Origin of the sequence: Pseudomonas syringae group sp. 247E2 (genome assembly GCF_032587795.1) — a bacterium.
Classification (GTDB): domain Bacteria; phylum Pseudomonadota; class Gammaproteobacteria; order Pseudomonadales; family Pseudomonadaceae; genus Aquipseudomonas; species Aquipseudomonas amygdali.
In genome coordinates this window covers 45,452-72,229 of record NZ_JAWHPK010000005.1, presented here as the reverse complement: position 1 = coordinate 72,229, position 26,778 = coordinate 45,452, and the positions used below count along the sequence as shown (strand labels likewise).

19 protein-coding genes are annotated in these 26,778 nt (G+C 59.4%); 15 read left to right on the top strand and 4 right to left on the bottom strand.

Annotated elements, in window-relative coordinates; translation table 11 throughout:
- Window positions 1–105 precede the first annotated feature (105 nt).
- Window positions 106–1,689, top strand: a complete 1,584-nt coding sequence (locus RYC18_RS06310) for a sensor domain-containing diguanylate cyclase (protein WP_005744219.1) — start codon at window positions 106–108, stop codon at window positions 1,687–1,689.
- 38 nt (window positions 1,690–1,727) lie between these two features.
- On the opposite strand, the gene RYC18_RS06305 is transcribed toward RYC18_RS06310, so the two are convergent.
- Both RYC18_RS06305 and RYC18_RS06300 read right to left on the bottom strand, forming a co-directional pair.
- The gene (locus RYC18_RS06305) at window positions 1,728–4,871 is read right to left on the bottom strand and encodes an efflux RND transporter permease subunit (protein WP_010200252.1); all 3,144 of its coding nucleotides are present in this window, start codon (window positions 4,869–4,871) and stop codon (window positions 1,728–1,730) included.
- A gap of 33 nt (window positions 4,872–4,904) precedes the next feature.
- Window positions 4,905–6,065: an efflux RND transporter periplasmic adaptor subunit gene (locus RYC18_RS06300; RefSeq protein ID WP_005779658.1), complete on the bottom strand. Its 1,161-nt coding sequence runs from the start codon at window positions 6,063–6,065 to the stop codon at window positions 4,905–4,907.
- Between the two features lie 180 nt (window positions 6,066–6,245).
- Between RYC18_RS06300 and RYC18_RS06295 the strand changes: the two genes are divergently transcribed.
- Window positions 6,246–6,800, top strand: a complete 555-nt coding sequence (locus RYC18_RS06295; protein ID WP_005779656.1) for a TetR/AcrR family transcriptional regulator — start codon at window positions 6,246–6,248, stop codon at window positions 6,798–6,800.
- Between the two features lie 17 nt (window positions 6,801–6,817).
- On the opposite strand, the gene RYC18_RS06290 is transcribed toward RYC18_RS06295, so the two are convergent.
- Window positions 6,818–9,316, bottom strand: coding sequence for a TonB-dependent receptor (locus RYC18_RS06290; RefSeq protein WP_316884437.1), 2,499 nt, complete (start codon window positions 9,314–9,316; stop codon window positions 6,818–6,820).
- Window positions 9,317–9,710: 394 nt separating this feature from the next.
- On the opposite strand from RYC18_RS06290, the gene RYC18_RS06285 reads away from it, so the two are divergent.
- From RYC18_RS06285 to RYC18_RS06260, 6 genes are all read left to right on the top strand, one after another.
- Window positions 9,711–10,316, top strand: a complete 606-nt coding sequence (locus tag RYC18_RS06285; RefSeq protein ID WP_004658527.1) for an SCO family protein — start codon at window positions 9,711–9,713, stop codon at window positions 10,314–10,316.
- A complete protein-coding gene (locus tag RYC18_RS06280) occupies window positions 10,310–10,804 on the top strand; it encodes a copper chaperone PCu(A)C (protein ID WP_004658526.1) in 495 nt (164 codons plus the stop codon). The genes RYC18_RS06285 and RYC18_RS06280 overlap by 7 nt, the downstream gene beginning before the upstream one ends.
- 883 nt (window positions 10,805–11,687) lie before the next feature.
- A complete protein-coding gene (locus RYC18_RS06275) occupies window positions 11,688–12,518 on the top strand; it encodes an energy transducer TonB (protein ID WP_005779650.1) in 831 nt (276 codons plus the stop codon).
- A gap of 118 nt (window positions 12,519–12,636) precedes the next feature.
- A complete protein-coding gene (locus RYC18_RS06270) occupies window positions 12,637–13,365 on the top strand; it encodes a MotA/TolQ/ExbB proton channel family protein (RefSeq protein ID WP_002553832.1) in 729 nt (242 codons plus the stop codon).
- 1 nt (window position 13,366) lies between these two features.
- Entirely contained in the window at window positions 13,367–13,768 is a 402-nt protein-coding gene (locus tag RYC18_RS06265) for an ExbD/TolR family protein (RefSeq protein ID WP_002553831.1), read from the top strand.
- A gap of 280 nt (window positions 13,769–14,048) precedes the next feature.
- Entirely contained in the window at window positions 14,049–16,451 is a 2,403-nt protein-coding gene (locus RYC18_RS06260) for a TonB-dependent receptor plug domain-containing protein (protein WP_016980405.1), read from the top strand.
- Window positions 16,452–16,631: 180 nt separating this feature from the next.
- Here RYC18_RS06260 and RYC18_RS06255 read toward each other — a convergent pair whose 3' ends face one another.
- Window positions 16,632–17,669: an ABC transporter substrate-binding protein gene (locus RYC18_RS06255; RefSeq protein WP_016980406.1), complete on the bottom strand. Its 1,038-nt coding sequence runs from the start codon at window positions 17,667–17,669 to the stop codon at window positions 16,632–16,634.
- Between the two features lie 233 nt (window positions 17,670–17,902).
- On the opposite strand from RYC18_RS06255, the gene RYC18_RS06250 reads away from it, so the two are divergent.
- The 7 genes from RYC18_RS06250 (at window position 17,903) to RYC18_RS06220 (ending at window position 26,778) form a co-directional block, all read left to right on the top strand.
- The gene (locus RYC18_RS06250) at window positions 17,903–18,718 is read left to right on the top strand and encodes a class II aldolase/adducin family protein (RefSeq protein ID WP_002553828.1); all 816 of its coding nucleotides are present in this window, start codon (window positions 17,903–17,905) and stop codon (window positions 18,716–18,718) included.
- Between the two features lie 70 nt (window positions 18,719–18,788).
- Window positions 18,789–19,697, top strand: a complete 909-nt coding sequence (gene glsB / locus RYC18_RS06245) for a glutaminase B (RefSeq protein WP_002553827.1) — start codon at window positions 18,789–18,791, stop codon at window positions 19,695–19,697.
- Between the two features lie 80 nt (window positions 19,698–19,777).
- Complete coding sequence (locus RYC18_RS06240; RefSeq protein ID WP_016980408.1) at window positions 19,778–20,848, top strand: DUF1615 domain-containing protein; 1,071 nt, start codon at window positions 19,778–19,780, stop codon at window positions 20,846–20,848.
- Window positions 20,849–21,154: 306 nt separating this feature from the next.
- Window positions 21,155–22,966 (top strand): ABC transporter ATP-binding protein, encoded by a 1,812-nt coding sequence (locus RYC18_RS06235; RefSeq protein ID WP_004665547.1) that lies wholly within the window; start codon window positions 21,155–21,157, stop codon window positions 22,964–22,966.
- 87 nt (window positions 22,967–23,053) lie between these two features.
- Entirely contained in the window at window positions 23,054–24,091 is a 1,038-nt protein-coding gene (locus RYC18_RS06230) for an NADP(H)-dependent aldo-keto reductase (RefSeq protein ID WP_005783099.1), read from the top strand.
- A 67-nt stretch (window positions 24,092–24,158) separates the two neighbouring features.
- Window positions 24,159–24,959 carry an SDR family oxidoreductase gene (locus RYC18_RS06225; protein WP_005733527.1) on the top strand — a complete coding sequence of 267 codons (801 nt, stop codon included), beginning with the start codon at window positions 24,159–24,161 and terminating at the stop codon, window positions 24,957–24,959.
- A complete protein-coding gene (locus tag RYC18_RS06220; RefSeq protein WP_005783098.1) occupies window positions 24,952–26,778 on the top strand; it encodes a glycoside hydrolase family 15 protein in 1,827 nt (608 codons plus the stop codon). Before RYC18_RS06225 ends, RYC18_RS06220 begins: the two co-directional genes overlap by 8 nt.

Genomic DNA, 26,778 nt, shown 5'->3' with positions numbered 1-26,778 from the left:
CAATGGCAGTTGATAGCGAAAGGATTGTCGATGGCCCCTGAGCAATCAGGTCCGGTTTTCAGAAAAACCAGATGCACTGGTTCTCACCTGTTGTGGAGGCAAGTTTTGAAACGCGACCTTCGGCTTGCGTCATGGCTGATCTTCGTAGTGTGCGCCTGCGTGGTGATGTTGATGGCCTGGCAAGCATGGACCGCGCGCCGCAACACGCTGGAGAACATCCAGACCAGCACGATTAATCTGGCTGGGGCGCTGAGCACTTACACCGATGGCATTTTCAAACAAAGCGAGCTGATGCTGATCGGCCTGACGGAGCGTGTCGAAAACGACGGTGCCGGGCCCGAGCAGATGGAGCGTCTCAGATGGGTCATTGCCCGTGAAATGGGCGCATTGCCGCAAATCGACACGGTTTCGCTGTACAACGCTGACGGCATTTGCACCTTTTCAACCAATCCCAAGGCCATTGGCGTCAACAGCGCCCAGCGCGAGTTCTTTCAGCACCACCTGCAGACGCCTGGCAAAGCACCTTTCATCGGCCCGACGATCCGCAGTCGTGCCTCCGGCGAATGGGTCATATCGGTCAGCAGGCGCATCAACCACCCTGACTCGAGTTTTGCCGGGCTGATGGTCGTGACCATTGGTGTCGATCATCTGTTGAAGTTCTATTCGGATATTCAGGTCGGCAAAACCGGCATCATCAGCCTCACGTCGGCGGCCGGGCAGTTGCGTGTGCGCTATCCGCACCTGGAAGCGGAAATCGGGCGTGACCTCTCATCGACGCCGATCTTTACTTCTGAGCGCAATCGACCCTCTGGCACCACTCAGTTTGTCTCCAGAATCGACGGTGTTGCGCGTTTTTATGCGTTCAAGCGCAGCGCCGTGTACCCGATTGTCACTGTGGTCGCGCTGGGCCAGAAAGAGGCCATGCTCGACTGGTTGGGCCAGACCAAGCAGTCGATTCTGGTCATGCTGGTGCTGCTCGGGCTGGTGGTCGGCCTTGGCATCCGCCTGATCGGGCACATTCACAGCCGCATCCGCGCGGAAGATCAGTTACTCGATTCTCAGGCAGCCCTCATCCAGTTGAATCAGCACCTGGAGTTCATAGCCTCGGAAGACAAGCTCACCGGGCTGGCCAATCGCAGACGGTTCGATCAGTTTCTGGAGGTTGAATTCAAGCGTGCCAGACGCGAGCGCAGCCTTCTGTCACTGATTCTGATAGATGCCGATCATTTCAAGCGCTACAACGATCACTACGGCCATCTGGCCGGTGACGAGTGCCTGGTGGCACTGGCCCGTGTGGTCGAACAATGCATCCGCCGCCCCGGTGATGTCGCTGCTCGTTATGGCGGTGAAGAGATCGCGGTGGTGCTGCCCGGCACTGACGAGTCGAGTGCTCGTCAGGTGGCCGAGAACATCCTGCAGGCTATCCGCGACGAGCAGATCGAGCATCCCGCCAGCCCGTTTGGCATCGTGACGGTCAGCCTCGGTGTTGCCACATTCGTCGGCACGGATCGACAGCTCGACCAGCGCAGCCTGATCGAACTTGCCGACCGTGCGCTGTATGCTGCCAAGTCGCAAGGTCGCAACCGTGTGAATGTGGCGTCGGAAATCGCTACCAGCACACTGCCGGCCTGGACCCGCGTCAAGGCATCGGCGGACCCGCAAACCGGCAGCAGACCAACGGCGGAGTGACGGGATTGAAGCCCGCCAGCCCGCTGGCCGCTTACTGTTTATTGTTTCTCGGGCAGGTGTTTATCGTCATTAACCTGCTGTACATGCGGCTTACGGCGCAACACTGACAGCACCCAGACAAAAAATATCGGCACCAGAATCACGCCCAGCAGTGTAGCGCTGAGCATGCCGCCTATGACGCCGGTGCCGATCGCGCGCTGGCTCGCAGCGCCTGCGCCGGTCGCCAGCGTGAGGGGCACGACGCCAAGGATGAAGGCCAGCGATGTCATGACAATCGGCCGAAAGCGCAGTCGCGCAGCCTGAAGTGCCGCGTCACGCAGCGAATGGCCTTGATCCCACAGCTCCTTGGCGAATTCGACGATGAGAATCGCGTTTTTTGCTGCCAGCCCGATGATGGTGATCAACCCGACCTTGAAATACACATCGTTAGGCATGCCGACCGCAGTCACTGCCAGCACGGAGCCCAGCGCACCGACGGGTACGATCAGCATCACCACCAGCGGAATCGCCCAGCTTTCATACAGCGCAACCAGCAGCAGGAACACCACCAGCAGCGCCAGGCCGAACAGGCCGGCTGCCTGGCCGCTGGCGACTCTTTCCTGATAGGAGAGGCCGGTCCATTCATAGCCGATGCCTTGCGGCAGCTCGGAAACGATCCGTTCGATTTCCGCCATCGCTTCACCTGTACTCACACCCGGTGCTGCATCGCCGGAAATCCTGAACGCGGGGTAGCCGTTGTAGCGGGCGATCTGCACCGGGCCTTGTTCCCATTGCGTCGAAACGAATGCGCCCAGCGGCACCAGCGTGCCGCTGCTGTTGGGCACGTAGAGCTTGAGTACGCTTTCCGGAGTCATTCGCGAACTTTGTTCTGCCTGCACGACCACACGCTGCTGACGTCCGGCATTGGCGAAATCGCTGATCACCGAGGAGCCGAAGGCGGTGGACAGCGCATTGCTGATCGATTCGAAACTCACGCCAAGCGCACGGGCTTTTTCGCGGTCGATATTCAGGCGCAATTGCGGCGCTTCGGCCAGACCTTCCATCATCGCGTAGAGAATCTTCGGGTTGCCGTTGGCCTCGCCGAGCAGCTTGTCGCGTGCCGCCAGCAGGGCTTCGCGGCCCAGGCCTGCACGGTCCTGCAGGCGCAGTGAGAAGCCGCCCGAGGTGCCCAGGCCATCAATGGGCGGAGGCGTCACCGCCATCACCGTACCGTCGGCGAGCCCGGTAAAATGCTGGTTGAACGCCGCCGCTTCTTCAGCTGCCGACTGGCCCTTGCCGCGCTCCGACCAGTCCTTCAGGGTCGGGAACGCAAGACCGGCGTTTTCACCCATGCCCGAGAAGCTGAAGCCCAGCAGCATGGTCACCGCACCTGTGGCTTCGCGGGACAACATGTAGTTCTCGAGCAATTGCGCGGTGAGGTCGGTACGCGACCGGGTCGCGCCGGGCGGCAGTTGCACGTCGATGATCAGATAGCCCTGATCTTCCACGGGCACAAAGGACTCCGGCAGACGCAGGTAGAAAAGGCCCAGCAGACCGACAATCCCGACGTACAACAGCATGTAGCGGCCAGCGCGTTTGATCATGCTGGAACTGACCCGTTCGTAACGGTCGGTGAATCTACCGAACAGCCGATTGAAGCCGCCGAAGAACCCGCGCTTCTCACTGTGCCCGGCCGGAATCGGCTTGAGCAACGTGGCACACAGTGCCGGGGTAAAGGTCAGGGCCAGGAAACCCGAGAACAGAATCGACACGGCCAGCGACAGCGAGAACTGCTGGTAGATGACCCCGACCGAACCCCCCATGAACGCCAGCGGCAGAAACACTGCGGCCAGTACCAGCGTGATACCGAAAATCGCGCCGGAGACCTGCTGCATCGCCTTGACTGTTGCGGCTGCCGGAGAAAGGCCTTCTTCGGCCATGATCCGCTCGACGTTTTCCACCACCACAATGGCGTCGTCGACCAGAATACCGATGGCCAGCACCATGCCGAACATGGTCATCATGTTCACCGAGAAGCCCATCAGGTACATGATCGCCAGGGTCCCGGCCAGACACACCGGCACCACGATGGTCGGGATAAGCGTGTAGCGAATGTTCTGCAGAAACAGGAACATCACCAGAAACACCAGCACCATGGCCTCGATCAGGGTGTAGATCACCTTGTCGATGGCCACGTCGACGAAGCGCGAGGTGTCGTACGGTATCGAAAACTCGACGCCTTCCGGGAAATTGACCGACAGCTCGGTGAGGCGCTGATTGACTGCCCGGGCAGTCTGGATCGCATTGGCACCTGGCGACAGTTGCACGGCACCGGCCACTGCACGTTGCCCGTTCAGGCGCGATTCAAAACTGTAATCCTGACTGCCGATGGCCACGCGTGCCACATCGGACAAATGCACCGTGGAGCCGTCTTCGTTGGCACGCAATACGATGCGGCCGAACTCCTCCGGGTTGTCTAGCGTGCCCTTGACCGCCAGTGTCGCGGTCAATTCCTGCAGTGATGAGCCCGGGCTGCTGCCGAAGCTGCCTGCGGGAACCTGCACATTCTGCGCACGAATGGCCGCATTCACGTCGTCGATGGACAGCCCATAGCCCACCAGCTTCTGCGGGTCGATCCAGACCCGCATTGCGGCTTCGGCGGCGAAAAACTGCAACCTGCCGACACCGTTCACCCGACTGATTTCGTTATTGACGTTGCGTGCCGCGTAGTCGGCCAGCGCGACCGTATCCTTGGTGGCCGAGCCGTCCTTGTAGTTCAGGGTAAAGATCAACAGGAAGCCGGAGCTGGCCTGTTCGACTTGCAGGCCCTGGCTGAGCACCGTCTGCGGCAGGCGCGCTTCAGCCTTCTTGATACGGTTCTGAACTTCAACCTGTGCCATGTCCGGGTTGGTGCCCGGTACGAATGTCACGTTGATTTCGGCGCTGCCGGTCGAGTTGCTGGTCGACTCGTAATACAGCATGCCCTTGGCACCGTTCAGCTCTTCCTCGATGACGCTGGTCACCGAGTCGACCAGCACTTTCGCGGATGCGCCGGGGTAAGTAGCGGTAATGGTGATCTGCGGCGGTGCCACATCAGGGTACTGCGCCACTGGCAAGGAGGGCAGGGCCATCAGGCCTGCCAGCAGAATGAACAGGGCCAGCACCCAGGCAAAGTTGGGTCGCTTGATAAAGAACAGAGACATGAACGGTGATCCTCGATCGCGCTGAAGGCGGCTTTATTGCGACTTGGATTGCGGCTGGGCGGAGGGCGATTTGGCGACGACCTTGTCACCGGAATTGAGCCCGGTCATGTTGCCGACGACAATCTGTTCACCTGCCTTCAGCCCCTCGGTGATCTGCCAGCGCGAATCCTGCATTGCGCCGGTTTTGACCGGACGCGCTTCGACCGTACCGTCCTGGGCAATCACCAGTACGCGAGCTGCGCCATCACTGGAGCGCTGAACGGCACGTTGCGGGACGAGAATGGCATTGGCATCGACCCGCTGCGGTGTGCGCACCCGCACATACATGCCCGGCAGCAACACGCCTTTGGGGTTGGCGAAGCGGGCGCGTAACGAAACCTGGCCGGTGGTCCGGTCTACTGCAACGTCGGTAAACAACAGGGTGCCAGTGCTTTGATAGTCAGTACCGTCGACGCTCAGCGACAGCGCGTCTTCGCCACCCTTGGGCAGGCGACCTTCCTGAATGGCCTCGCGCATTTGCAAGGCGTCGGCAACCGGCTGGGTGAAGTCGGCGTAGACCGGGTCGAGTTGCTGGATGGTTGCCAGCAGGGTGGTTTCGCCCTGACCGACCAGCGCGCCTTCAGTGACCATCGCGCGGCCGATGCGCCCTGAAATAGGCGCCTTGACCGTGGCATAGCCCAGGTTCAGCCTGGCGGTTTCGACATCTGCCTGAGCCGACTTTTTAGCGGCGATGGCGTTTTGCAGCGCAGAGCGGGCGGTGTCGAAGGTCTGACGGCTGACCGCTTCGATTTCGACCAGCGACTCGTAACGTTTGACCGTAGCCTGAGTTTCGAACAGTGCGGCTTCTGTGCGGGCCAGGTCGCCCTGAGCTTTGGACAGCGCGGCCTTGAACGGTGCCGGGTCGATCTGGAACAGCACCGCGCCCGCTTTCACATCGGCGCCTTCCTCGAAATTGCGCGTGAGCACGATACCGGCCACCCGGGCGCGTACCTGCGCCACACGAACCGGTTCGATACGGCCGGGCAGTTCATCAACGACCGTGAACGATTCGGCTTTGACCGCAATGGCCTCCACCTCTTTGGGCGCTGTCGATGCAGCGTGATCCTGCTGCTGTTTCTGCTCGCACCCGGCCAGACCCAACACTGCCAGCAGCGCTACCGCAGGCATGACACGCCAATCGCTCAAACCACTCATCGCTCACCCGGGCGCAGCCCATCAGACACTAAAGCCGCGAATGATCTACTGTGTAAGAGAGTGAGTCAACATTGACTCATGTGAGACTTTAGTGACTAATTGTGTATAGGCTTTGAGAACGCGGTAAGGTTTCTGCACAATGCGCCGCCTGCCACTTAACACGAATTGAAGACGTACCCGATGGAATTACCTGCCGCTGACGACAAATTTCTGAAAGCCCTGGCCGTTGCGCTGGTTGACCACTCCAACGGTACGCTCAAGGATATTGCTCAAGCGGCTGGCGTCAGCAAGGCGACGCTCAACCGTTTCTGCGGCACCCGCGCCAACCTCGTGGAACTGTTGCTCAATCACGCCTCGGACCTGATGAACCAGATGGTTGCCGACGCGGATCTGCAGCATGCTCCGCCGCTGGAAGCGCTTCAACGACTGGTCGACAATCACCTCATGCACCGCGAAATGCTGGTCTTTCTGGTGTTTCAGTGGCGCCCGGATTCGCTCGATGAAAGCAGCGGAGGACGCCGCTGGTTGCCTTACTCCGACGCCCTCGATGCGTTTTTCCTGCGTGGGCAGCATGAAGGTCTGTTCCGGATCGACGTCAGTGCGGCCGTCCTTACCGAAATGTTCGCAGCGCTGCTCTCCGGGATGGTCGACGCCGAACGCCGCGGCCGTGTGGCACGCGCCGGTATGGGCGCATTGGTGACGCAGTTTTTTCTGCATGGCGCGGCGGCACGATAAGCAAATCTGTGCGGATGTCAGAAATCATAGGCAATCTTGCTGTACCAGAACCCTCCGCCCGGATAGAACGGTGAGTTGCCGTACAGGTTGAGTCCTACGGCGGAAGGAATTGCGTGCTTGTCCGGGCGCACATCGAAGATATTGGTGCCGCCAACACTGAGGGTGATGTTGTCGTAGAGGGTGTAGGACACATCCAGGTCGGTGATCCACTTGGCCCCGAAGCTGCGATCACCGCTTTCCAGCTGCTGGAGGGTCTTGACCTTGCCGTAACGGGTGGTTTGCAGATTCACGCCCAGGTCGCCCAGCGTCCATTTGCCGCCCAGTACCCATTTGGTTTTCGGTTGAGCATCGGTCAGGTCGCCCTCGCGGGCCCGGCCGACCCAGGTCAGGCTGCCGCCAGGGTTGCTGCCCAAGCCCTGCAAGGCTGCCGGTGCGTCCTTGACGTCGGTGATAATGGTCTTGTTGTAGTTGAACCCGGCGCTCCAGCGCACGTTGCCCCATGCACCGTACTGGCTGGAATGGTCGAGGACGATGTCCAGGCCGCGGGTGCGGGTGTCAAACGCGTTGGTGTAATACGAAGTCCAGGTGCTGGTGTCCACACCTTGAGCCGCCAGGATGGGCGCCAGCGCTGGGCCGTACAGGCTTTCGGTACGGGCGATGCGGTCGTCGATCTCGATCCAGTAGGCGTCTGCGGTCAGGCTGGTGCGCGGTGCCGGTTGCCAGGTCACGCCGAACCCCAGATTGCGCGATTTTTCCGGGTCTAGGGTGGTCGCACCGAGCGCCTGGGCCAGCGCCGAGTTGACCGGCGCGATGCGCGTCACGGCGGGCACGATGGTGCCATCCGGCGCAGCACCGACCCGGTTGTCCGAGATGCTGTAGCCGACCTGGGTCAGCGAGGGCGCACGAAAGCCCGTGCCGACGGTACCGCGTACGGCGAAGGTGTCGGTAAATTCGTAACGCGAGTTGAGCTTGGCACTGACCGTGTTGCCCGAGTCATCGTCGAAATGCTCTGCACGCAGCGCCAGGTCGACAAACAACGGTTCTATCGGGGTGATACCGAAATCGACGTAAGCTGCGTAGTTGTTGCGTTGCAGGCTGGTGGCATCTTGCGGCGAGATGACCGCTGCGGCCTGGGCGGCAATCGACGCCAGCTGTCCGGCCAGCGGGTTGGCCTGACCATTGGGCAGAGTAGCCGGAAAGCGATAGCCGCCCACCTGATAGGCCTGCGCGTCGCCGGAAAACGTCCGGAACCGTTCCCAGCGATGCTCAAGCCCTGCGGACACTTGCAGCGGCACGCCAAACAGCCCGTCGAACGCACGGGTGATGTCGACGTTGTTGACCCATTGCTCGAATCGATAGGTTGCCAGGTCGTCGAACGACGTCGGCGAGGCCGGTCCCAGCGAGGGGTTGATGGTCAGATCGCTGTACTGATGGTTGTTGTTGCGCCCGTATGTAGTGCTCAGGTCCCAGTTCCAGCCCAGCGCCTCACCCTTGGCGCCAATCAGGTACTGGTAGTCGGTGTCGTCCAGATTGTTCAGCGGGTAGTAGCCGTCGGCAAACAGTTCGGGAACGTTGGCGTTGCTGTTGGGATAGCGGAAGTAGTTGTTGATGATGGCGTCGCGTTGTCCGTAAGTGCCGTAGGAATACAGTTTCGTCTGATCATTCAGCGGCAGTTCGGCGTTGTAGGCCAGGTTGAACGCTTTGATCTGCGGGTCGCCGTTCTTGACGCCGACCCGGTCCCACGTCGCCTCTCGAGGGTCGCCGGGAAAGTAGGCGTTATTGGTGGCTTTTTCGTTCCAGCTGGCATCGCCACGCTTGCGTGCGTCGGCCGAAAGATGCAGAAAGCCGCCGTCACCCAGTTCGAAGCCGGTGTCCCCTTCGAATTTGCTCACTTCGCCTTCACCGCTGTACAGCTTGCCGTACGTCACCCCCAGATGACCGCCCTCGGCGCTGGATTTGAGAATCACGTTGATCACCCCGGCAATCGCATCCGAGCCGTATTGCGCAGCGGCACTGTCCTTGAGCACCTCGATGCGCTCCACCGCGCTGATCGGGATCATGTCGATGTCCACCGAGTTCGCGCCGCTGCTGTCAGTCGAGCCATTGGCGGGCAGGGCGCTGTTATGGCGGCGTTTGCCATTGACCAGCACCAGCGTGTAGGCCGGTGCAAGGCTGCGGTTGGACAACGGGCGGATGGTCGAGTTATAGCCTGCGACGTTGGTGCCATAGTTGAACGAAGGCAGCAGTTTGGCGATGGCTTCGGTCAGGTCGGCGCGACCGGTTTTCAGTAACTGATCGCTGGTTACGATATCAATCGGGGCCGGGCTTTCAGTCACCGTGCGCTGTGTACCGCGAACCCCGGTGGAAATCACCGTGACCTTCTCCAGCCGGGCCTCACGGTCGAGGGTTTCATCGGCGGCCTGAGCGGGGTTCATCAGGCCAAGGCCGACAAGCGCTATGCTTTTGATCAGCGGGTTGCGCAGGGCGTGGCGGGGAGCGTGAGCGGGTAAGGCCATGACGGAGTAATCCTTGGGCAATGCTGAGAAAGTTCTGGGCACCTCCACAAGGCAAGAGTCGGTTTGCTGGCGAATATAGGGTTATGAAACGAGCCTGTGAAAGGCCTTTTGGTTATATGTTAATTATAAAAATATTGAATTATTTTTATTTATTATATGTTTTATATGCATTTAAAGCGTTGCGCACGGGTGTTCGGTAACAGTACTTGAGGGTGGTAAAGCTGCCTGTGCTGTTTTGTCGCACGACGTATTGCAGCCCATGAGGCCGACGTTTGCGCGCCTGCTCATGGTTTGAAACAGGATTGGCGGTATTCCCTGTTGCCTTGGGGTGGTAAATTCGCGGCCTTTGAATGTGTCAGAACCCACGCGCCTAACCCTCCAGGGGACGCAAGACATGACGTACCAACCGACCCGCCGCGAGGTGGTCACAGGCCTCTCGTTGCTGAGCCTTGGCCTGCTGACTGGCTGCGGCAATTCCAATGCCTTGCCGTTCAAGCACGGCAAAGACATGAGCAACGAGATAGTTGGCCGCAACTTCCGACTCAAGGATGCACAAGGCAACGTCAAGACCCTGTCGAGTTTTCGTGGCCTGATGCCGATGATCTTCTTCGGCTTCACCCAATGCCCGGCCATTTGCCCGACGGCACTGGCGCGAGCTGCACAGATCAGAAAGCTGATGGGCGAAGAGGGCAAGACCCTCCAGGTAGTGTTCATTACTCTCGACCCGGAGCGTGATACGCCCGAGGTGATCGACGCCTACGTGAAGGCTTTCGATCCGACCTTCGTCGCCCTGTCCGGTACGCTTGAAGAAACGGCCGCAACGGCAAAGGAGTTCGGCGTATTCTTCGAAAAGGTCCCGCTGGGCGACACCTACACGATCTCGCATACCGCCACCAGTTATGTCTACGACACCCGCGGCGTGCTGCGCCTGGGCTTGTCGCACAGGCTGTCCGCCCAACAATGCACTGAAGATCTGCTCACTTTGATGGAAGTATGCTGATGACCGTTCTGATTCGTAACGTCGCAAAGCCGCTGTTGTTGACCCTTTCGCTGCTGGGCCTGAGCGCTCAGGCGCTGGCCGAAACCAAAGTCGATGACGCCTGGGTGCGTGCCACCGTGCCGGGCCAGTCCGCCACTGGTGCGTTCATGCGCATCACTTCGGACACGGACAGCAAGCTGGTCGACGTTGCTTCACCTGTTGCGAAAACCGTGCAGATCCATGAGATGAGCATGAAAGGCGACGTGATGAGCATGCAGCGCGTCAACTCGGTTGACTTGCCAGCCGGCAAACCGGTGATGCTCGATTCCGACGGCTACCACGTGATGTTCATGGGCCTTGCAGCGCAGGTCAAAGAGGGTGATCAGGTGCCTCTGACCCTGACCGTGGAAGACGCCAAGGGCGTGAAAGAGTCGATTCAGGTCACCGCAGTCGCCAAGTCGCTGACCAGCGACGAGCACAGCGGGCATGGTGATCACAGCGGTCATTGAGCCTGATCTACCTGACGACTATCGTTCCTCACGCTCCAGCGTGGGAATGCCTCTTGTGACGCTCCGCGTCACAACTCTGCGCCGCACTGCAATTCAAGAGAGGACGCAGAGCGTCCAGAACGGCATGCGACGCGGAGCGTCGCACGATAGTTGATCTACCTGACGACTATCGTTCCTCACGCTCCAGCGTGGGAATGCCTCTCGTGACGCTCCGCGTCACAACTCTGCGCCGCACTGCAATTCAAGAGAGGACGCAGAGCGTCCAGAACGGCATGCGACGCGGAGCGTCGCACGATAGTTGATCTACCTGACGACTATCGTTCCTCACGCTCCAGCGTGGGAATGCCTCTTGTGACGCTCCGCGTCACAACTCTGCGCCGCACTGCAATTCAAGAGAGGACGCAGAGCGTCCAGAACGGCATGCGACGCGGAGCGTCGCACGATAGTTGATCTACCTGACGACTATCGTTCCTCACACTCCAGCGTGGGAATGCCTCTCGTGACGCTCCGCGTCACAACTCTGCGCCGCACTGCAATTCAAGAGAGGACGCAGAGCGTCCAGAACGGCATGCGACGCGGAGCGTCGCACGATAGTTGATCTACCTGACGACTATCGTTCCTCACGCTCCAGCGTGGGAATGCCTCTCGTGACGCTCCGCGTCACAACTCTGCGTCGCACGATAGTTGAGGTTATCGTTCCTCACGCTCTCGCATCACGGTCTGCGCTGATTCATATATTCATTTAAAGTCTAACCGGCGAACCAAATATTCTTTTCAGGAACAAGCCTCTTTCAGCGATGATTGCCTTGCCACATCAACTTTGGAAAGGTGACTGATACCAACAGAACCTGGATTTTTATCATGAAAATGCAGGAGTGTATCAATGGGCAATGTCCAGACCGCAGCCAGCGCACATGATGTGCCCTGGCGCCAGACGCCGAGTGGCGACCTGGTCGATCTGGGGCGTCCTTTCCGTGCGCCTCTGGCGTTATCGCGGTTGCAAAGCACCCCCAAACCCATACTTGGACGACGCGAAGCCATTCTGCTGGGTGCACTGGCGCTGGTATTTCATGGCGCGGTCATCTACTGGTTGAGCCAGAACCCGACACCCGCATTGCCGGTCGTGCCGCCGGAAATCCCGCCGATGACCATCGAGTTCTCTCAGCCCGCGCCGCCGGTTGTGGAGACGCCGCCGCCACCGCCCGAGCCTGTCGTGCAGCCTGTGGTCGAGCCGCCGCCCCCGGTCGAAGATGAACTGGCCGTCAAGCCGCCACCGCCCAAACCGATTCCAAAACCCAAGCCGCAGCCGCCCAAGCCGGTGGTCAAACCGGTCGTCAAGCCAGTGGCAAAACCGGTCGAGCAACCGGCCCCACCGGTGCCCGCGCCACCTGTCGCTGCACCTGCCGCTCCCGCACCGCCCGCGCCAAAACCGGTAACTCCGGCTTCTGCCAGCGCTGGCTATCTGCGCAACCCGGCACCGGAATACCCGTCGCTGGCAATGCGCCGCGGCTGGGAAGGCACCGTGCTGTTGCGCGTCCATGTATTGGCCAGCGGCAAGCCCGGCGAGATTCAGATACAGAAAAGCAGCGGCCGCGATCAATTGGATGACGCAGCGCTGGCAGCGGTGAAGCGCTGGAGTTTCGTGCCCGCCAAACAAGGCGACGTCGCCCAGGACGGCTGGGTCAGTGTGCCGATCGATTTCAAGATCAAATAACGTTTCAAGTTCCAATAAACACGATATTCGATTGACCCGGCGAGCTACCTGAACCAAAGGCGCATCGCGATACACCCCAATGCCTTGTTCAGACTTCGTTCATAAAGAGAGCTGCGCCATGAACCTACTTGCTTCGCCTTTTGAATCCATCGAACACGCGGTCATCTGGCTGCTGGTCATTTTTTCCGTCGCCACCTGGGGCCTGGCCCTGCTCAAAGGTGTGCAGTTCTCGCGCCTGAAATCCCAGGACCGCAAGTTCCACAAGCAATTCTGGGCTGCATCGAGCCTGGATTCGGCCGCGCAACTGGCCCAGGAACAGCCCGGCGCTGCTGCTCGTGTTGCGCTGGCCGGTTACGCCGCCATTCAGGTGCCGGACGGCGCGCAGGCTAACGACCTCAGTCAGTCCATCAACCATCAGGACCGCCTTGAACGTGCCCTGCGTCAGCAGATCGTTCGGGAGCGCCGCTCGCTGGAGACCGGTCTGGCGATTCTCGCCAGTATTGGCAGCACCTCGCCGTTTATCGGCCTGTTCGGTACGGTCTGGGGCATTATGTCGGCGCTCAAGGGTATCAGTGCTGCCGGTTCGGCAAGCCTGGAAACCGTTGCCGGTCCTATCGGCGCAGCGCTGGTGGCAACCGGTGTCGGCATCGCCGTCGCCGTGCCTGCGGTACTGGTTTACAACTACTTCCTGCGGCGCCTGAAACTGACCGCTGCCGACCTGGATGACTTCGCCCACGACTTCTATAGCCTGGCGCAGAAGAGTGCATTTCGCGTGCTGCTGCATCCGGTCCTGAAGTCTGGCGCTACAGGCGGGCAGGCTGGACAGAAAGTGAAGGAGGCATCCTGAGATGGCTTTCTCCACACAAGATACCGATGAAGTGCTGAGCGAGATCAACGTTACGCCGCTGGTGGACGTGATGCTGGTGCTGCTGGTGGTGTTCATCGTGACCGCGCCGCTGCTGACCAACTCGATTCCGATCAACCTGCCCAAGACCGAATCGGTTGCGCCGGTGGAACAGAAAGACCCGCTAGTGGTGAGTATCGACGGGCAGGGCAAGCTGTTCATCAACAAGGATGAAATTCAACCAGATCTGTTGGAAACCAGCCTCAAGGCGGCCAAGGACAAGGCCCCTGACGTGCGCGTGCAGTTGCAGGCGGACAATGGCGTGAATTACGGCGAAGTGGCACGAGCCATGGCTTCCATCGAACGCGCAGGCATTACCAAACTGTCGGTGATCACCGCAAAGTAAGCAATTCTTCGTCCATCAGCTTCATCAGTTTTGGGCCGCATCCTCAGGCAGGTGCGGCCTTTTTTTGTCCGCGCTTCCGGCATTTTTCAGTCTGGACACAAATGTAGATGCTTATTCTTTATTGATATTTAAATATTTAAATCAATGTCATTAAGCTATAAAGCATCGGACCTCCGGAACACCAATCAGACACTGTAATGATCGCTACCGTCCGCCGCACGGATCGCTCGTTGTAACCAGAACAGAGTTTCTGGATCAAGGATTTTCAAGGGGTAGTGGTATGGGGAGTTTCAAACGGAGTGTATTGGCAACGGCGATTTTCTCAGCCAATTTGCTGAGCGTCGCAGGCATCAGTGCAAGCGCTCATGCTGCACAGGCAACAGATGAGCAAAACAGCCAGGGCGCATCCACCCTGAGCACGGTAATCGTTACCGGCACTCGGGCGCAGGAGCGCACCGCCAGTGCTTCGCTGTCGCCCATCGATGTGATTTCCGGCGACAGCCTGCGCAGTTCCGGCTCCAGCGAATTGGGCACGGTGCTGGCGCGCTTGATCCCTTCGATCAACTTTCCGCGGCCCAGCCTGGTGGACGGTGCCGAGCTGACCCGACCGGCGCAATTGCGCGGGCTGTCGCCGGATCAGGTGCTGGTGCTGGTCAATGGCAAGCGCCGCCACACATCGGCCTTTGTCAACCTGGGTGGGGCGGTGGGACGCGGTTCGGCACCTGCCGACCTGAACGCCATTCCGCTGTCTGCCATTGACCACATCGAAGTGCTGCGCGATGGTGCTTCAGCGCGTTACGGTTCCGATGCGATTGCCGGGGTGATCAACATCATCCTCAAAAGCGCCGATCATGGCGGCTCGATTTCCAGCAAATACGGCCAATACAAGAAGGGCGACGGGATTCAGCGTCAGGTGTCCGGCAACACCGGTTTCGCGCTGGGCGACAACGGCACGTTGAACCTGTCGGGTGAAGGCTCCAACAACGACTACACCAACCGTGCCGGTGATGATTTTCGTACTTCCAGCATAGGTTCCACTACTTACGGTCAGCAGGTGTTCCGTCAGGGTGAGCCGCAAACCCACGAGGGCAAGCTGCAATACAACGCCGAGTACAGTTTCAACGATGCGGCGGAGTTCTACAGCTTCGGTGGCTACAGCAAGCGCCGTGGTGAAACGGCCGCGTTTTATCGGCCGAGCAACGCCTCCAACAACATCGCTGCGATTTACCCCAACGGTTATCTGCCACTGATTAACGGCACGCTGGAAGACACCTCGCTGGTAGCGGGATTACGCGGCGAGCTGGCGGATGACTGGCACTACGACGTGTCTGCCAACTACGGGAAAAATACCTATGAACTGCGCACCAAAACCATCAATACGTCACTTGGCCTGAACACGCCGCGCTCGTTCGATAACGGCACGCTGACCAACGATCAGAAGCAACTTGGCTTCGATCTGTCGCGGGAGTTCAGCGCGGCATGGCTGCCTTACCCGGTGTCGGTCGCGTTCGGCGCCGAATACCTGCACCAGGGTTATCAGATCGAGGCGGGGCAGGCCGAGTCGTATTTTCAGACCGGCAGTTCCGGGCTGGGCGGCTTCCGCGCCGCCGATGCAGGCAGCTACTCGCGACACAACTTCGCCCAGTATCTGGATGTGGAAACCAACCTGACCGAGAAGCTCGGTGTGTCGGCTGCCGTTCGCCACGAGGACTACAGCGATTTTGGCTCCAACGTCAGCGGCTCGCTCTCGGCGCGTTATGACTTCACCCCGCAGGTGGCTTTGCGAGGCAGCGTATCGACAGGCTTCCGCGCCCCTTCACTGGCGCAGCAGAATTTCACCTTTACCTCGTCACAACTGATTGGCAACACTATCCAGGAAGCGGGCACGTTTCCGGCCGGCAGTAACGTTGCGCAACTGTTAGGCGCCGAAGACCTCAAGCCCGAAAAGTCGCGCAACTACAGCCTGGGCCTGGTGCTCCAGCCACTGGACAGCCTGACTGTGACCGCCGACGTCTATCGCATCGATATTCAGGATCGTATCTCGCTGTCCTCTAACCTGGTGCTCAACAACACGGCCATCAACTACCTGCGCAGCAATGGCGTGGGTGATATCAACTACACCAGCGCGCGCTATTTCACCAACGCCACAGACACCAGCACCGATGGTGTCGATCTGGTCGCCAATTACCGCTACCAGTTCGATAACGGCGTCCGTTGGAACAGCACAGTGGGCTACAACTACAACCACACTAAAGTCACCGACGTGAAAGCCAACCCGGCGATTCTCGATCAGTTAGGGGTGAATCTGGTTCGGGTGGATCGCAGGGAGCGCATCGGTCTGCTGGGTGACACCACTCCGCAGCACAAACTGACGCTGGGCAATGATCTGACGTTCGGTAACTGGGCACTGCATTCCAACCTGGTTCGCTACGGCGAGTTCACCAGCTACCAGGCCGACAAGGTCAACGATCAGACCTTCAGCGCTGCGTGGCTGCTGGACCTCGCAGTAGACTACACACTCAAGAACTGGGTCTTCACCCTGGGCGGCGATAACGTCACCGACAAGTACCCCGAAAAGCTCAACGACTTCTCGTCCAGCGGCGGCAACCTGGCTTACAGCACGTTCTCGCCTTACGGGTATAGCGGGGCGTTTTACTACGGCAAGGTGACGTACAACTGGTAATTTGATTTGTCGCTGATTGTCGTCCCAATGCTTCGCGTGATACACAAGTCCGCTCTTGATTCTGGCCGAGGGCCGTGGGAGCGGACCGGGCGACGCTCCCACGCCCTCCGGGCAGAAGCCCGTCATCCGGACTTGTCTATACGCCGAGCGACTGTTGCGTATAAGGATCAGTGCGAGAACTCAACTGCCCTGCAACGGGGTGGCATCCTGAAAAAAGTAATCCTTCCACGACGCTGGCTTGTTCTTGATCGCGCCGACACGGTACAAAAACTCGGCCAGCGGGTAGGTGTTCTTCGGCGTGATGGTGAATTGAAACTCCGGCTGATGAATGATCTTCAACAGTTCGGCACGGTCGATCTTCGCCTTGGTGACGCGCAGGTAGATGTCGGCGGCAGCCCCGATGTCTTTACTGACGAAAGCTTCTGCCTCGGCCAGCGCTTCAATGAAGGCCTTGTAGGTTTTCGGGTTTTCGTTGCGAAATTTCTCGGTGGCGAACAGTACGGTGGGAGAGTTAGGCCCCAGCAGGTCATAAGTGTTGAGCACGACATGCACGTTGGGGTTTTTCAGTTCCTGATCCTGATAGGGCGGGTTGGAAAAGTGCCCGGTCAATTCGGTGCCACCCGCGATCAGGCTGGCGGCGGCGTCCGGGTGCGGCAGGCTCAAGGTGTACTTGTCCAGGCGTGCGTATTCCTTATCACCCCAAAGTTTTGCGGCGGCGAATTGCAGGTAGCGTGACTGCACTGAAACACTGACTGCCGGCACCGCGATGCGGTCCTTTTCGGTGAAGTCGGCGATGGTTTTGACGTTGGGGTTATTGCTCACCAGGTAATAGGGGAAGTTGCCCAGCGATGCGACCGCCTTGACGTTCTGCCTGTCCTTGGTGCGGTCCCAGATGGTCAGCAACGGGCCAACCCCTGCACCGGCAACATCGATGGAGCCCGACAGCAGCGCATCGTTGACCGCCGAACCTCCGGACAGTTGGGTCCAGTCCACCTTGATCTCCAGGCCGTCTTGCTTGCCGTGTTTCTCGATCAATTGTTGATCGCGCACCACGTTGAGCAGCAGGTAGACGATGCCGAACTGCTCGGCGATGCGAATTTCGCCTTCAGCCTGTGCGCTGGCGGGCGCAATCAGCGTTCCGGTCAGTAGCGCGGCACTAAGCCCGATGGCCGCTGCCAGACGGCTGAAACGAGGTAGAAAGGGGGCAGGTTTTGACATGCATGGCTCCAAAACGGAAACGAAATTTTCTGGAGCATATCGCTATATAAAAATTTATTTAAATAACCTTAACGAATATGAATAGACCGCCTGATGCGCTTGGGAAGCCTATACACCAGTCGTTCTTAATATTCTTGTTTTTTATAATTAACTTAGAAGTAAATGTGATTTTTAATTGATTTGTAATGCGCCTAGTCTGGCTGGCCAGTCAGCAGTCACCAAGGAGCAACATTATGAGCAACGTCAGCGCTTTGCCACTCCAGCCAGGTACTACGCCGTCGGGTGGCGGCAGTGTGCGTGACAGGGTTTCGCCGCAGGAATGGGAAGTCCGGGTCAAGTTGGCGGCGGCCTATCGGCTGGCCGCGCTCAAGCGCTGGACCGACCATATCTATACACACTTCTCGGCGCGGGTACCGGGGCCGGACGAGCACTTTCTGATCAACGCGTTTGGCCTGTTGTTCGATGAAATCACCGCATCCAATCTGGTCAAGGTCGACATCGACGGCACGATTGTCGATGACCCGACAGGGCTGGGTATCAACTACGCCGGTTACGTGATTCACAGTGCCATTCACGCTGCGCGCCATGACCTGCAAGCGGTGCTGCACACCCACACCCGTGACGGTATCGCAGTGTCGGCGCAAAAGGACGGATTGCTGCCGATCTCCCAGCACTCCATTGCCTTCTCCGGGCGCGTGGCCTATCACGGTTACGAAGGCATTGCGCTGGACCTGAGCGAGCGTGAACGACTGGTCGCGGACCTGGGTGACAAGAGCGTGATGATCCTGCGCAATCACGGCTTGCTCACCGGCGGGGTGAGTGTAGAGCACGCATTCCAGCAGCTGCATGCCCTCGAGTACGCCTGCAACATCCAGATTGCAGCGCAGTCTGCCGGCAACGCAGAGCTGGTGTTTCCGCCCCGGGAGGTCATCGCCAAAGTGGAAGAGCAGGCCAAGGCCATTAAGGACGGTAATGGTCCAGGTGTCGCCCGACACTGGAATGCGCTGATCCGCGAGCTGGAGCGTAGCGGCACCGATTACCGGGACTGAGCCTGCAACACAGTGATGCGAGGCGCCTGGGGTTGGTGTAGTGTGCGCAGCCAAAACAAGGGGCGCACACATGCAAGACCTGCTGAACGAAATCCTCGATGAAGTAAGACCCTTGCTTGGTCAGGGCAAGGTGGCCGATTACATTCCGGCGCTGGGCGGGGTGCGGCCTGATCAACTGGGCATTGCGGTGTACGGCAACGACGGCCAGGTGTTCAGCGCCGGTGATGCCGAAACGCAGTTTTCGATACAGAGTATTTCCAAGGTGTTCAGCCTGGTGCAGGCCATCGGGCACTCCGGTGAGGACATCTGGCAGCGCCTGGGGCACGAGCCCTCCGGCCAGCCGTTCAACTCGCTGGTGCAGCTGGAATTCGAACGGGGCAGGCCGCGCAACCCCTTCATCAACGCCGGCGCGCTGGTGATCTGCGACATCAATCAGGCACGGTTTGCGGCGCCGTCGCTGTCAATGCGTGACTTCGTTCGACGCCTGTGCGGCAACCGGGCGATCACCTCCGATTCCAAAGTTGCGGAATCCGAATACCAGCACCGTTCGCGCAACGCCGCAGCGGCCTATCTGATGAAGTCCTTCGACAATTTTCATGGCGATGTGGAAGACGTGCTACGCAGCTATTTCCACCATTGCGCGCTGAGCATGAATTGCATTGATCTGGCCAAGGCCTTCGGTTTTCTGGCCAATCAGGGCTTCTGCACTCACAGTGGCGAGCAGATACTCACCGCACGCCAGGCCACTCAGGTCAATTCGATCATGGCCACCAGCGGTCTTTACGACGAAGCCGGTAACTTTGCCTATCGCGTCGGCCTGCCAGGCAAGAGCGGAGTAGGGGGTGGTATCGTTGCGATTGTGCCGGAGCGCGCTTCGGTCTGTGTGTGGTCTCCGGAGTTGAACGCGGCGGGCAATTCCCTTGTCGGTATGGCTGCGCTGGAAAAACTCAGCGCGAGGATCGACTGGTCGGTGTTTTAAAGCCTTCTGAAGTGAACGGTGCGGTAAAGCGCGAACCTGGCAGGAGTCATGGATTGAATCGAAGGCTAAGCAAATCGCTCATGCTGAGCGTCGGGCTGCTGGTGCTGGCAGGTTGTGGCACCCAGCGTGTGCAGGAACCGGAACTGAGCCCGGAACAGGCGCGTGCGCAGATCGTGCGCCTGATGCCTGCCACTGTTACGGATCGGCAGGCGTGGGCAACGGATATCCATGCCGCATTTGCCGCGCAGAAAATTCCGATGACCACCGAAAACCTGTGCTCGGTGTTGGCTGTGACCGAACAGGAGTCAACCTTTCAGGTCGACCCTGCGGTGCCGGACATGGGCCGCATTGCCCGTGCCGAAATAAACCGCCGCGCGGCGCGCTTGCATATCCCCAATGCGTTGATAGCCACTGCATTGCGCGTACGTTCACCAGACGGCAAGACCTATGGCAAGCGCCTCGATTCAGCCCGCACAGAGAAAGACCTCAGCGCGATCTTTGATGATTTCATCGGCATGGTACCGCTGGGCCAGGCACTGTTCGGCAATTTCAACCCGGTCAAGACCGGCGGCCCGATGCAGGTCAGCATCGCCTTTGCCGAGAAGCATGCGGAAGATTATCCCTACACGGTGGATGGCTCGATCCGACGCGAAGTCTTTACTCGCCGTGGCGGCATGTATTTCGGCATCGCTCATCTACTGGGTTACCCGGTGAACTACACCCAGTCCCTGTACCGCTTTGCCGATTTCAATGCCGGTTGGTACGCCAGTCGCAATGCCGCGTTTCAGAACGCGGTGAGTCGTGCGACCGGCATCGAGCTGGCGCTTGATGGCGATCTGATTCGTTTCGACTCCACCTCGCCAGGCTCCACCGAGCTGGCAGTGCGAACCCTGGCTGACCGGCTGGGCATGAACAAGTCACAGATATGGAACCAGCTCAAGCAGGGCGATACCCTGGAGTTCGAAGAGACCGATCTGTACAGCAAGATGTTTGCACTGGCGGACAAGGCAGCAGGCAAGCCCTTGCCAAGAGCCATCCTGCCCGGCATCACCCTGAAAAGCCCGAAAATCACCCGCAACCTGACCACCGCCTGGTTCGCCGAGCGCGTCGACGACCGCCGCGAACGCTGTGTGCTGCGTGCGCCGAAGTGAGGGTGAGTCCGGAATAAGCGATCACACATCGATTATCGTTAGCACGCTCCGCGTGGTAATGCAGTTCGTGACGCTCCGCGTCACACATTAGAGCCTTGACACCTGATTCAGGCCGTACGAGATGCTGGCCTGAGCTCCGGTTACGCCTGCTGTTTCACCAGACTGAAGATGTGTGACGCAGAGCGTCACGAACTGCATGCCAACGCGGAGCATTGGCACGATAGTCATCTCAAGGCTTTGTGTATAACGATGAGCGCTCCAGTGAACTGCCCCCTATATGTAAGGCTCTTCAGGATTTTTTAACGTATGCCGGTTTTCAAACGCTTCACGTCGTTCATGCAGCAGGCCTTACGGGCCATGCATCTGGTCTGGACCACGTCCCGAGCGCTCTCCGTTGGCTTGATCGTTGCCACGCTGGTGGCAGGCTTGCTGCCCGCGCTGGCCGCCTGGCTGGGGCAGCGGATTGTCGATGCGGTGGTCAGTGCCATGCAACTGCATGCCAGCACTGGCGAGGCTCCTTTATGGCCGGTGTTGCGTTATGTGTTGCTTGAGGCCGGTGTACTGGCCCTGCTGGCCGGTGCGCAACGCGGGCTGTCGGTGCAGCAGGCGCTGTTGCGGGTGTTGCTGGGGCAGAAGGTCAATACGTTGATTCTGGAGAAGGCCCAGACCCTGTCACTGTCGCAGTTCGAAGACTCGGAGTTTTACGACAAGCTCGTGCGCGTCCGGCGTGAAGCCTCGACACGGCCGCTGGCACTGGTGACCAAATCCCTGGGATTGCTGCAAAACCTCATTTCGCTGATCAGCTTTGCCGTACTGCTGGTGCATTTCTCGCCCTGGGCGTTGCTGATTCTGGTGCTCGGCGCATTGCCGGTGTTCTTTGCCGAGGCGCATTTTTCCGGCGACGCGTTCCGCCTGTTTACCCGGCGTGCTCCGGAAACCCGTCGGCAGAACTACATCGAAACACTGCTCTCCCACGAGGGCTACATCAAAGAGGTCAAGCTGTTCGGCTTCGCGCCGCTGCTGCTCAAACGATATCGCGACACCTTTGAACGGTTGTATGCCGAAGACCGCCGCTTGACCGTGCGCCGTGATGGCTGGGGCTTTCTGCTCGGCTTGCTGGGCACTGCTTCGTTCTATCTGGCGTACGCCTGGGTGGTGGTCGATGCGGTGCATGGGCGTATTACCCTGGGGCAGATGACCATGTACCTGGTGCTGTTCAAGCAAGGGCAGGCCGCTGTGAGCAGCAGCCTGAGTGCGATCAGTGGTTTGTACGAGGACGGGCTGTACCTCGCCGACCTGTACATTTACCTCGGTCAGCCGGTCACGCCGTCTGCTGGCAGCCTGACCCAGGGTGCGCTGCCCGGCGATGGCATGCGTTTCGAGAACGTCAGCTTCACTTACCCTGGCACCAGCCGCGCAGCACTGGAAAACATCGATCTGCATCTTGCACCGGGTCGTAGCGTGGCGCTGGTGGGCGAGAACGGCTCGGGGAAGACCACCCTGATCAAGTTGCTGACGCGCCTTTATCAGCCCGACCAAGGCCGCATTCTGCTGGATGGCAGCGATCTGCAGGACTGGGACGAAGACGCCCTGCGGTCGCGCATCGGCGTGATTTTTCAGGACTTCATCCGCTATCAGTTTCTGGTCGGTGAAAACCTCGGGGTCGGCGATACCCATGCCTTTCACGACGAAACCCGCTGGCGCGAAGCCGCTGCGCAAGGCATGGCAGCGCAGTTTATCGAACAACTCGACAAGGGTTACGCCACACAATTGGGGCGTTGGTTCGCAGGCGGTCAGGAGCTGTCCGGCGGGCAGTGGCAGAAAATCGCGCTGTCACGCGCCTATATGCGCCGCGATGCCGATATTCTGATTCTCGATGAGCCCACTGCCGCGTTGGATGCCGGGGCAGAAGCTGCGGTATTCGAGCACTTTCGCGAGTACGCCAAGGGACGCATGACGCTGCTGATTTCCCACCGTTTTTCCAGTGTGCGCAACGCCGAACATATCGTGGTACTGGAGCATGGGCGGGTGCTGGAGCGCGGTGATCACGACAGCCTGATCGCCGCCGCAGGGCGCTACGCCGCGCTGTTCGATCTGCAGGCGCAAGGCTATCGTTAGATAAAAAGTGTTGCAGTGAATGACCAGTCGGCGTTTTATGGGAGCCCTGTTTCAAGCTGTATCTTTTTGAATCAAACGGAGACATCGATGCAATTTCGTAAATTGGGCAAAACCGATCTGTCGGTCAGCGCGATCTGTCTGGGCACCATGACCTGGGGCGAGCAGAACACCCAGGATGAAGCATTCGAACAGATTCGTATGGCCAAGGATGCCAAGGTCAACTTCCTAGACACGGCAGAAATGTACCCGGTGCCGCCGCGTGGCGAGACTTACACCAAGACCGAAAGCATCATCGGCGAGTACTTCAAGAAGTATGGGGACCGCAACGACTGGGTACTGGCCAGCAAGGTCGCCGGTCCAGGTCGCATGGATCATATCCGCGATGGCAATCCGCGGCTTGACCGCAAGAACATCACTGCGGCGCTGGAAGCCAGCCTCAAGCGCCTTAATACCGATTACCTGGACCTGTACCAGTTGCACTGGCCGGATCGCAAGACCAACTTCTTCGGCATGCTGGGTTACACCCACGACCCGGATGATCAGGCTGTCGAAATCGAAGAAACCCTGTCGGTTCTGGGCGATCTGGTCAAGGCGGGCAAGATTCGCCACTTCGGCCTCTCCAACGAAACGCCATGGGGCACTCAGCGTTTTCTGCACCTTGCCGAAACCCTCGATCTGCCACGTGCTGTCTCGATCCAGAACCCCTACAACCTGCTTAACCGCACCTTCGAAGTGGGTCTGGCAGAAATCGCTATTCGCGAACAGATCGGCTTGCTGGCCTATTCGCCACTGGCGTTCGGTGTGTTGGCCGGCAAGTACCTGGACGGTGCACGTCCGGCTGATGGCCGCCTGACCCTGTTCGAGCGTTTCCAGCGCTACAACAACCCGCAGGCCGTCACTGCCACAGCCAAGTATGTCGCGCTGGCTCGCGAGCATGGTCTGGATCCATCGCAGATGGCGCTGGCCTATGTCACCAGCCGTCCGTTCGTGACCAGCAACATCATTGGTGCCACGAAACTGGATCAACTGAAGATCAATCTGGAGAGCATCGACGTCACGCTGTCCGACGAGGTCATCGCCGGCATCGAAGCCATTCATACCACTCAGCCCAACCCGGCACCCTAAGCCGAACTGAACTTACTTTCAGCCTCGTCAGTCAGCACTAGTACGCTTACTCCGAGGCTGAAATTCGATGCATATCTCACTCAAGCAACAAGTCGCTATCGTCACCGGAGCCAGTTCCGGTCTCGGCGCGGGTGCCGCGCGAGCGCTGGCGGACGCCGGGGCGGCGGTGGTGATCAATTACAACTCCAAGGCTGAACCTGCCGAGAAGCTGGCTGAAGAGATTCGCGCAGCGGGCGGTCGCGCCCTTGCTGTCGGGGCCGACGTGTCGAAAGAAGCAGACGTCGAGCGCCTGTTTGCGCAGACCATCGAGCACTTTGGCGCATTGGACATCCTGGTCGCCAACTCGGGCCTGCAAAAAGACGCAGCCATCGTCGACATGAGCCTGGAAGACTGGAACACGGTCATCAATGTCAACCTGACCGGGCAATTTCTCTGTGCCCGCGCGGCGTTGCGCCAGTTCATCAAGCAAGGCATGCGCCCTGATGTGTCACGGGCGATGGGCAAGATCATTCACATGAGTTCGGTGCATCAGTTGATCCCATGGGCCGGGCACGTCAATTACGCTGCATCCAAAGGCGGCGTCGATCTGCTGATGCGCAGCATTGCTCAGGAGGTTGGCGAACTGAAAATTCGCGTCAACAGCGTCGCGCCGGGTGCTATTCGCACGCCGATCAATGCCGACGCGCGCAAGGGCGACGCCGAGAAGGAAATGCTCAAGCTGATCCCTTATGGCCGTATCGGTGAGCCCGAAGACGTCGCCAATGCCGTGCTCTGGCTGGCCTCCGATGCCTCGGATTATGTGCACGGCACGACCCTGTACATCGACGGCGGGATGACCCTTTATCCGGAGTTCCGTGGCAATGGCTGACTTTCCCCAAGAAGCGCAAAACCGTATCGAAGACCACGGCATCATCGGCGATATGCGCAGCGCCGCGTTGATCGCCAACACCGGCAGCATCGATTTCTGCTGCTGGCCGGATTTCGACAGCCCGTCGATTTTCACCGCGCTGCTGGATACGCCCGATGCCGGGATCTTTCAGCTGGCGCCCGATTTGCCTGGCGCCAGGCGGCTGCAGATCTACCTGCCGGACACCAATGTCCTGCAAACCCGCTGGATTTCCGAGGACGCGGTGGTGGAAGTCACCGACCTGATGCCGATCGGTGAAGATCAGGACGATCTGCCGCGCATCGTGCGCAGGGTTCAAGTGCGTTTTGGCGAGGCCACCATTCGCATGCGCTGCCGGGTACGCATGGACTACAGCCGTGCTGAAACCACCGCTCGCGTCGATGGCCAGGACATCTGTTTCGAGGCCGAAGGGCAGCCAGGCATGCGCTTGTCGGCCGCTACGCCGCTACAGCTGCAGCAGCAGGACGCTGTAGCCGAGTTTCACATGCATAAAGGCCAGACCGTCGAGTTCATTCTTGGCGGTATCGACGACCCGAACGTGGCGGCAGGCAAGTGCTCGCGCTATTTCGACGACACACTGAAATTCTGGCGGCGCTGGGCCGGGCAATCGCAATACAAGGGCCGCTGGCGTGAAATGGTCACCCGCTCGGCGCTGGCGCTCAAGCTGCTGACCTCGCGCAAGCATGGCGGCATTGTCGCAGCCGCGACGTTCGGTCTGCCGGAAACCGAGGGCGGCGAGCGCAACTGGGACTACCGTTACACGTGGATACGTGACGCATCATTCACCGTGTATGCGTTCATGCGCCTGGGGTACACCGATGAAGCCAATGCCTTCATGAGCTGGGTGCGCGGGCGACTGGATGACTGCTGTGAACAGACCGAGAAACTCGGCATTCTGTATGCCCTCGATGGCCACGCAGAATTGCCGGAAGACAATCTCGATCATTTGTCCGGCTACGGCGGTGCTCAGCCGGTACGCATCGGCAATGAGGCCTACAAGCAGGTTCAGCTGGATATCTACGGCGAACTGATGGACGCCGTCTACCTGGCCAACAAGTATGGAGACGCTATTTCCCATGATGGCTGGCAGCATGTCGTTCGCCAGGTTGACTACGTGTGCGAACACTGGAGCGACCGCGATGTGGGCATCTGGGAAATGCGCGGTGGCGATCAGCATTTTCTGCATTCGCGGCTGATGTGCTGGGTTGCACTGGACCGGGCACTGCGCCTGGCGTTCAAGCGCTCGCTGTCGGGGCCCTTTGAGCGCTGGACCAGGGTACGTGAAGAGATCCACAACGACATCTGGGAGAATTTCTGGAACGAAGACCTGGGCCACTTCGTGCAGCACAAGGGCAGCCGCAATCTGGATGCCTCAATGCTGCTGATGCCGCTGGTACGCTTTGTCGGTGCCAATGACCCGAAGTGGCTGGCGACGCTGGACGCCATCGAGGCAGCACTGGTGCGTGACGGGATGGTATTCCGCTATCGCAACGATGATGATCACGATGACGGACTGGCAGGCGAAGAGGGCGCATTCGTTGCCTGTTCGTTCTGGTACGTCGAATGTCTGGCCCGTGCCGGTCGGGTCGAGCAGGCGCATCTGGAGTTCGAACAATTGCTGCGTTACGCCAACCCGCTGGGCTTGTACGCCGAAGAATTCGACGCGCATGCTCATCATCTCGGTAATACACCGCAGGCCCTGAGCCATCTGGCGTTGATCAGCGCGGCCAGTTTTCTGGACCGCAAACTGGGCGGCGGGCAGGCGCTCTGGCAGCCTTGA

What these genes read in the sequence shown, in the direction of transcription:
- RYC18_RS06295 (WP_005779656.1), top strand. Translation starts at nt 6,246, where the DNA reads ATGGAATTACCTGCCGCTGACGACAAATTTCTGAAAGCCCTGGCCGTT.
- RYC18_RS06230 (WP_005783099.1), top strand. Translation starts at nt 23,054, where the DNA reads ATGCAATTTCGTAAATTGGGCAAAACCGATCTGTCGGTCAGCGCGATC.
- RYC18_RS06300 (WP_005779658.1), bottom strand. Translation starts at nt 6,065, where the DNA reads ATGAGTGGTTTGAGCGATTGGCGTGTCATGCCTGCGGTAGCGCTGCTG.
- RYC18_RS06220 (WP_005783098.1), top strand. Translation starts at nt 24,952, where the DNA reads ATGGCTGACTTTCCCCAAGAAGCGCAAAACCGTATCGAAGACCACGGC.
- RYC18_RS06280 (WP_004658526.1), top strand. Translation starts at nt 10,310, where the DNA reads ATGCTGATGACCGTTCTGATTCGTAACGTCGCAAAGCCGCTGTTGTTG.
- RYC18_RS06255 (WP_016980406.1), bottom strand. Translation starts at nt 17,669, where the DNA reads ATGTCAAAACCTGCCCCCTTTCTACCTCGTTTCAGCCGTCTGGCAGCG.
- RYC18_RS06250 (WP_002553828.1), top strand. Translation starts at nt 17,903, where the DNA reads ATGAGCAACGTCAGCGCTTTGCCACTCCAGCCAGGTACTACGCCGTCG.
- RYC18_RS06275 (WP_005779650.1), top strand. Translation starts at nt 11,688, where the DNA reads ATGGGCAATGTCCAGACCGCAGCCAGCGCACATGATGTGCCCTGGCGC.
- RYC18_RS06265 (WP_002553831.1), top strand. Translation starts at nt 13,367, where the DNA reads ATGGCTTTCTCCACACAAGATACCGATGAAGTGCTGAGCGAGATCAAC.
- RYC18_RS06270 (WP_002553832.1), top strand. Translation starts at nt 12,637, where the DNA reads ATGAACCTACTTGCTTCGCCTTTTGAATCCATCGAACACGCGGTCATC.
- RYC18_RS06285 (WP_004658527.1), top strand. Translation starts at nt 9,711, where the DNA reads ATGACGTACCAACCGACCCGCCGCGAGGTGGTCACAGGCCTCTCGTTG.
- RYC18_RS06260 (WP_016980405.1), top strand. Translation starts at nt 14,049, where the DNA reads ATGGGGAGTTTCAAACGGAGTGTATTGGCAACGGCGATTTTCTCAGCC.
- RYC18_RS06305 (WP_010200252.1), bottom strand. Translation starts at nt 4,871, where the DNA reads ATGTCTCTGTTCTTTATCAAGCGACCCAACTTTGCCTGGGTGCTGGCC.
- RYC18_RS06290 (WP_316884437.1), bottom strand. Translation starts at nt 9,316, where the DNA reads ATGGCCTTACCCGCTCACGCTCCCCGCCACGCCCTGCGCAACCCGCTG.
- RYC18_RS06235 (WP_004665547.1), top strand. Translation starts at nt 21,155, where the DNA reads ATGCCGGTTTTCAAACGCTTCACGTCGTTCATGCAGCAGGCCTTACGG.
- RYC18_RS06225 (WP_005733527.1), top strand. Translation starts at nt 24,159, where the DNA reads ATGCATATCTCACTCAAGCAACAAGTCGCTATCGTCACCGGAGCCAGT.
- glsB (WP_002553827.1), top strand. Translation starts at nt 18,789, where the DNA reads ATGCAAGACCTGCTGAACGAAATCCTCGATGAAGTAAGACCCTTGCTT.
- RYC18_RS06240 (WP_016980408.1), top strand. Translation starts at nt 19,778, where the DNA reads ATGCTGAGCGTCGGGCTGCTGGTGCTGGCAGGTTGTGGCACCCAGCGT.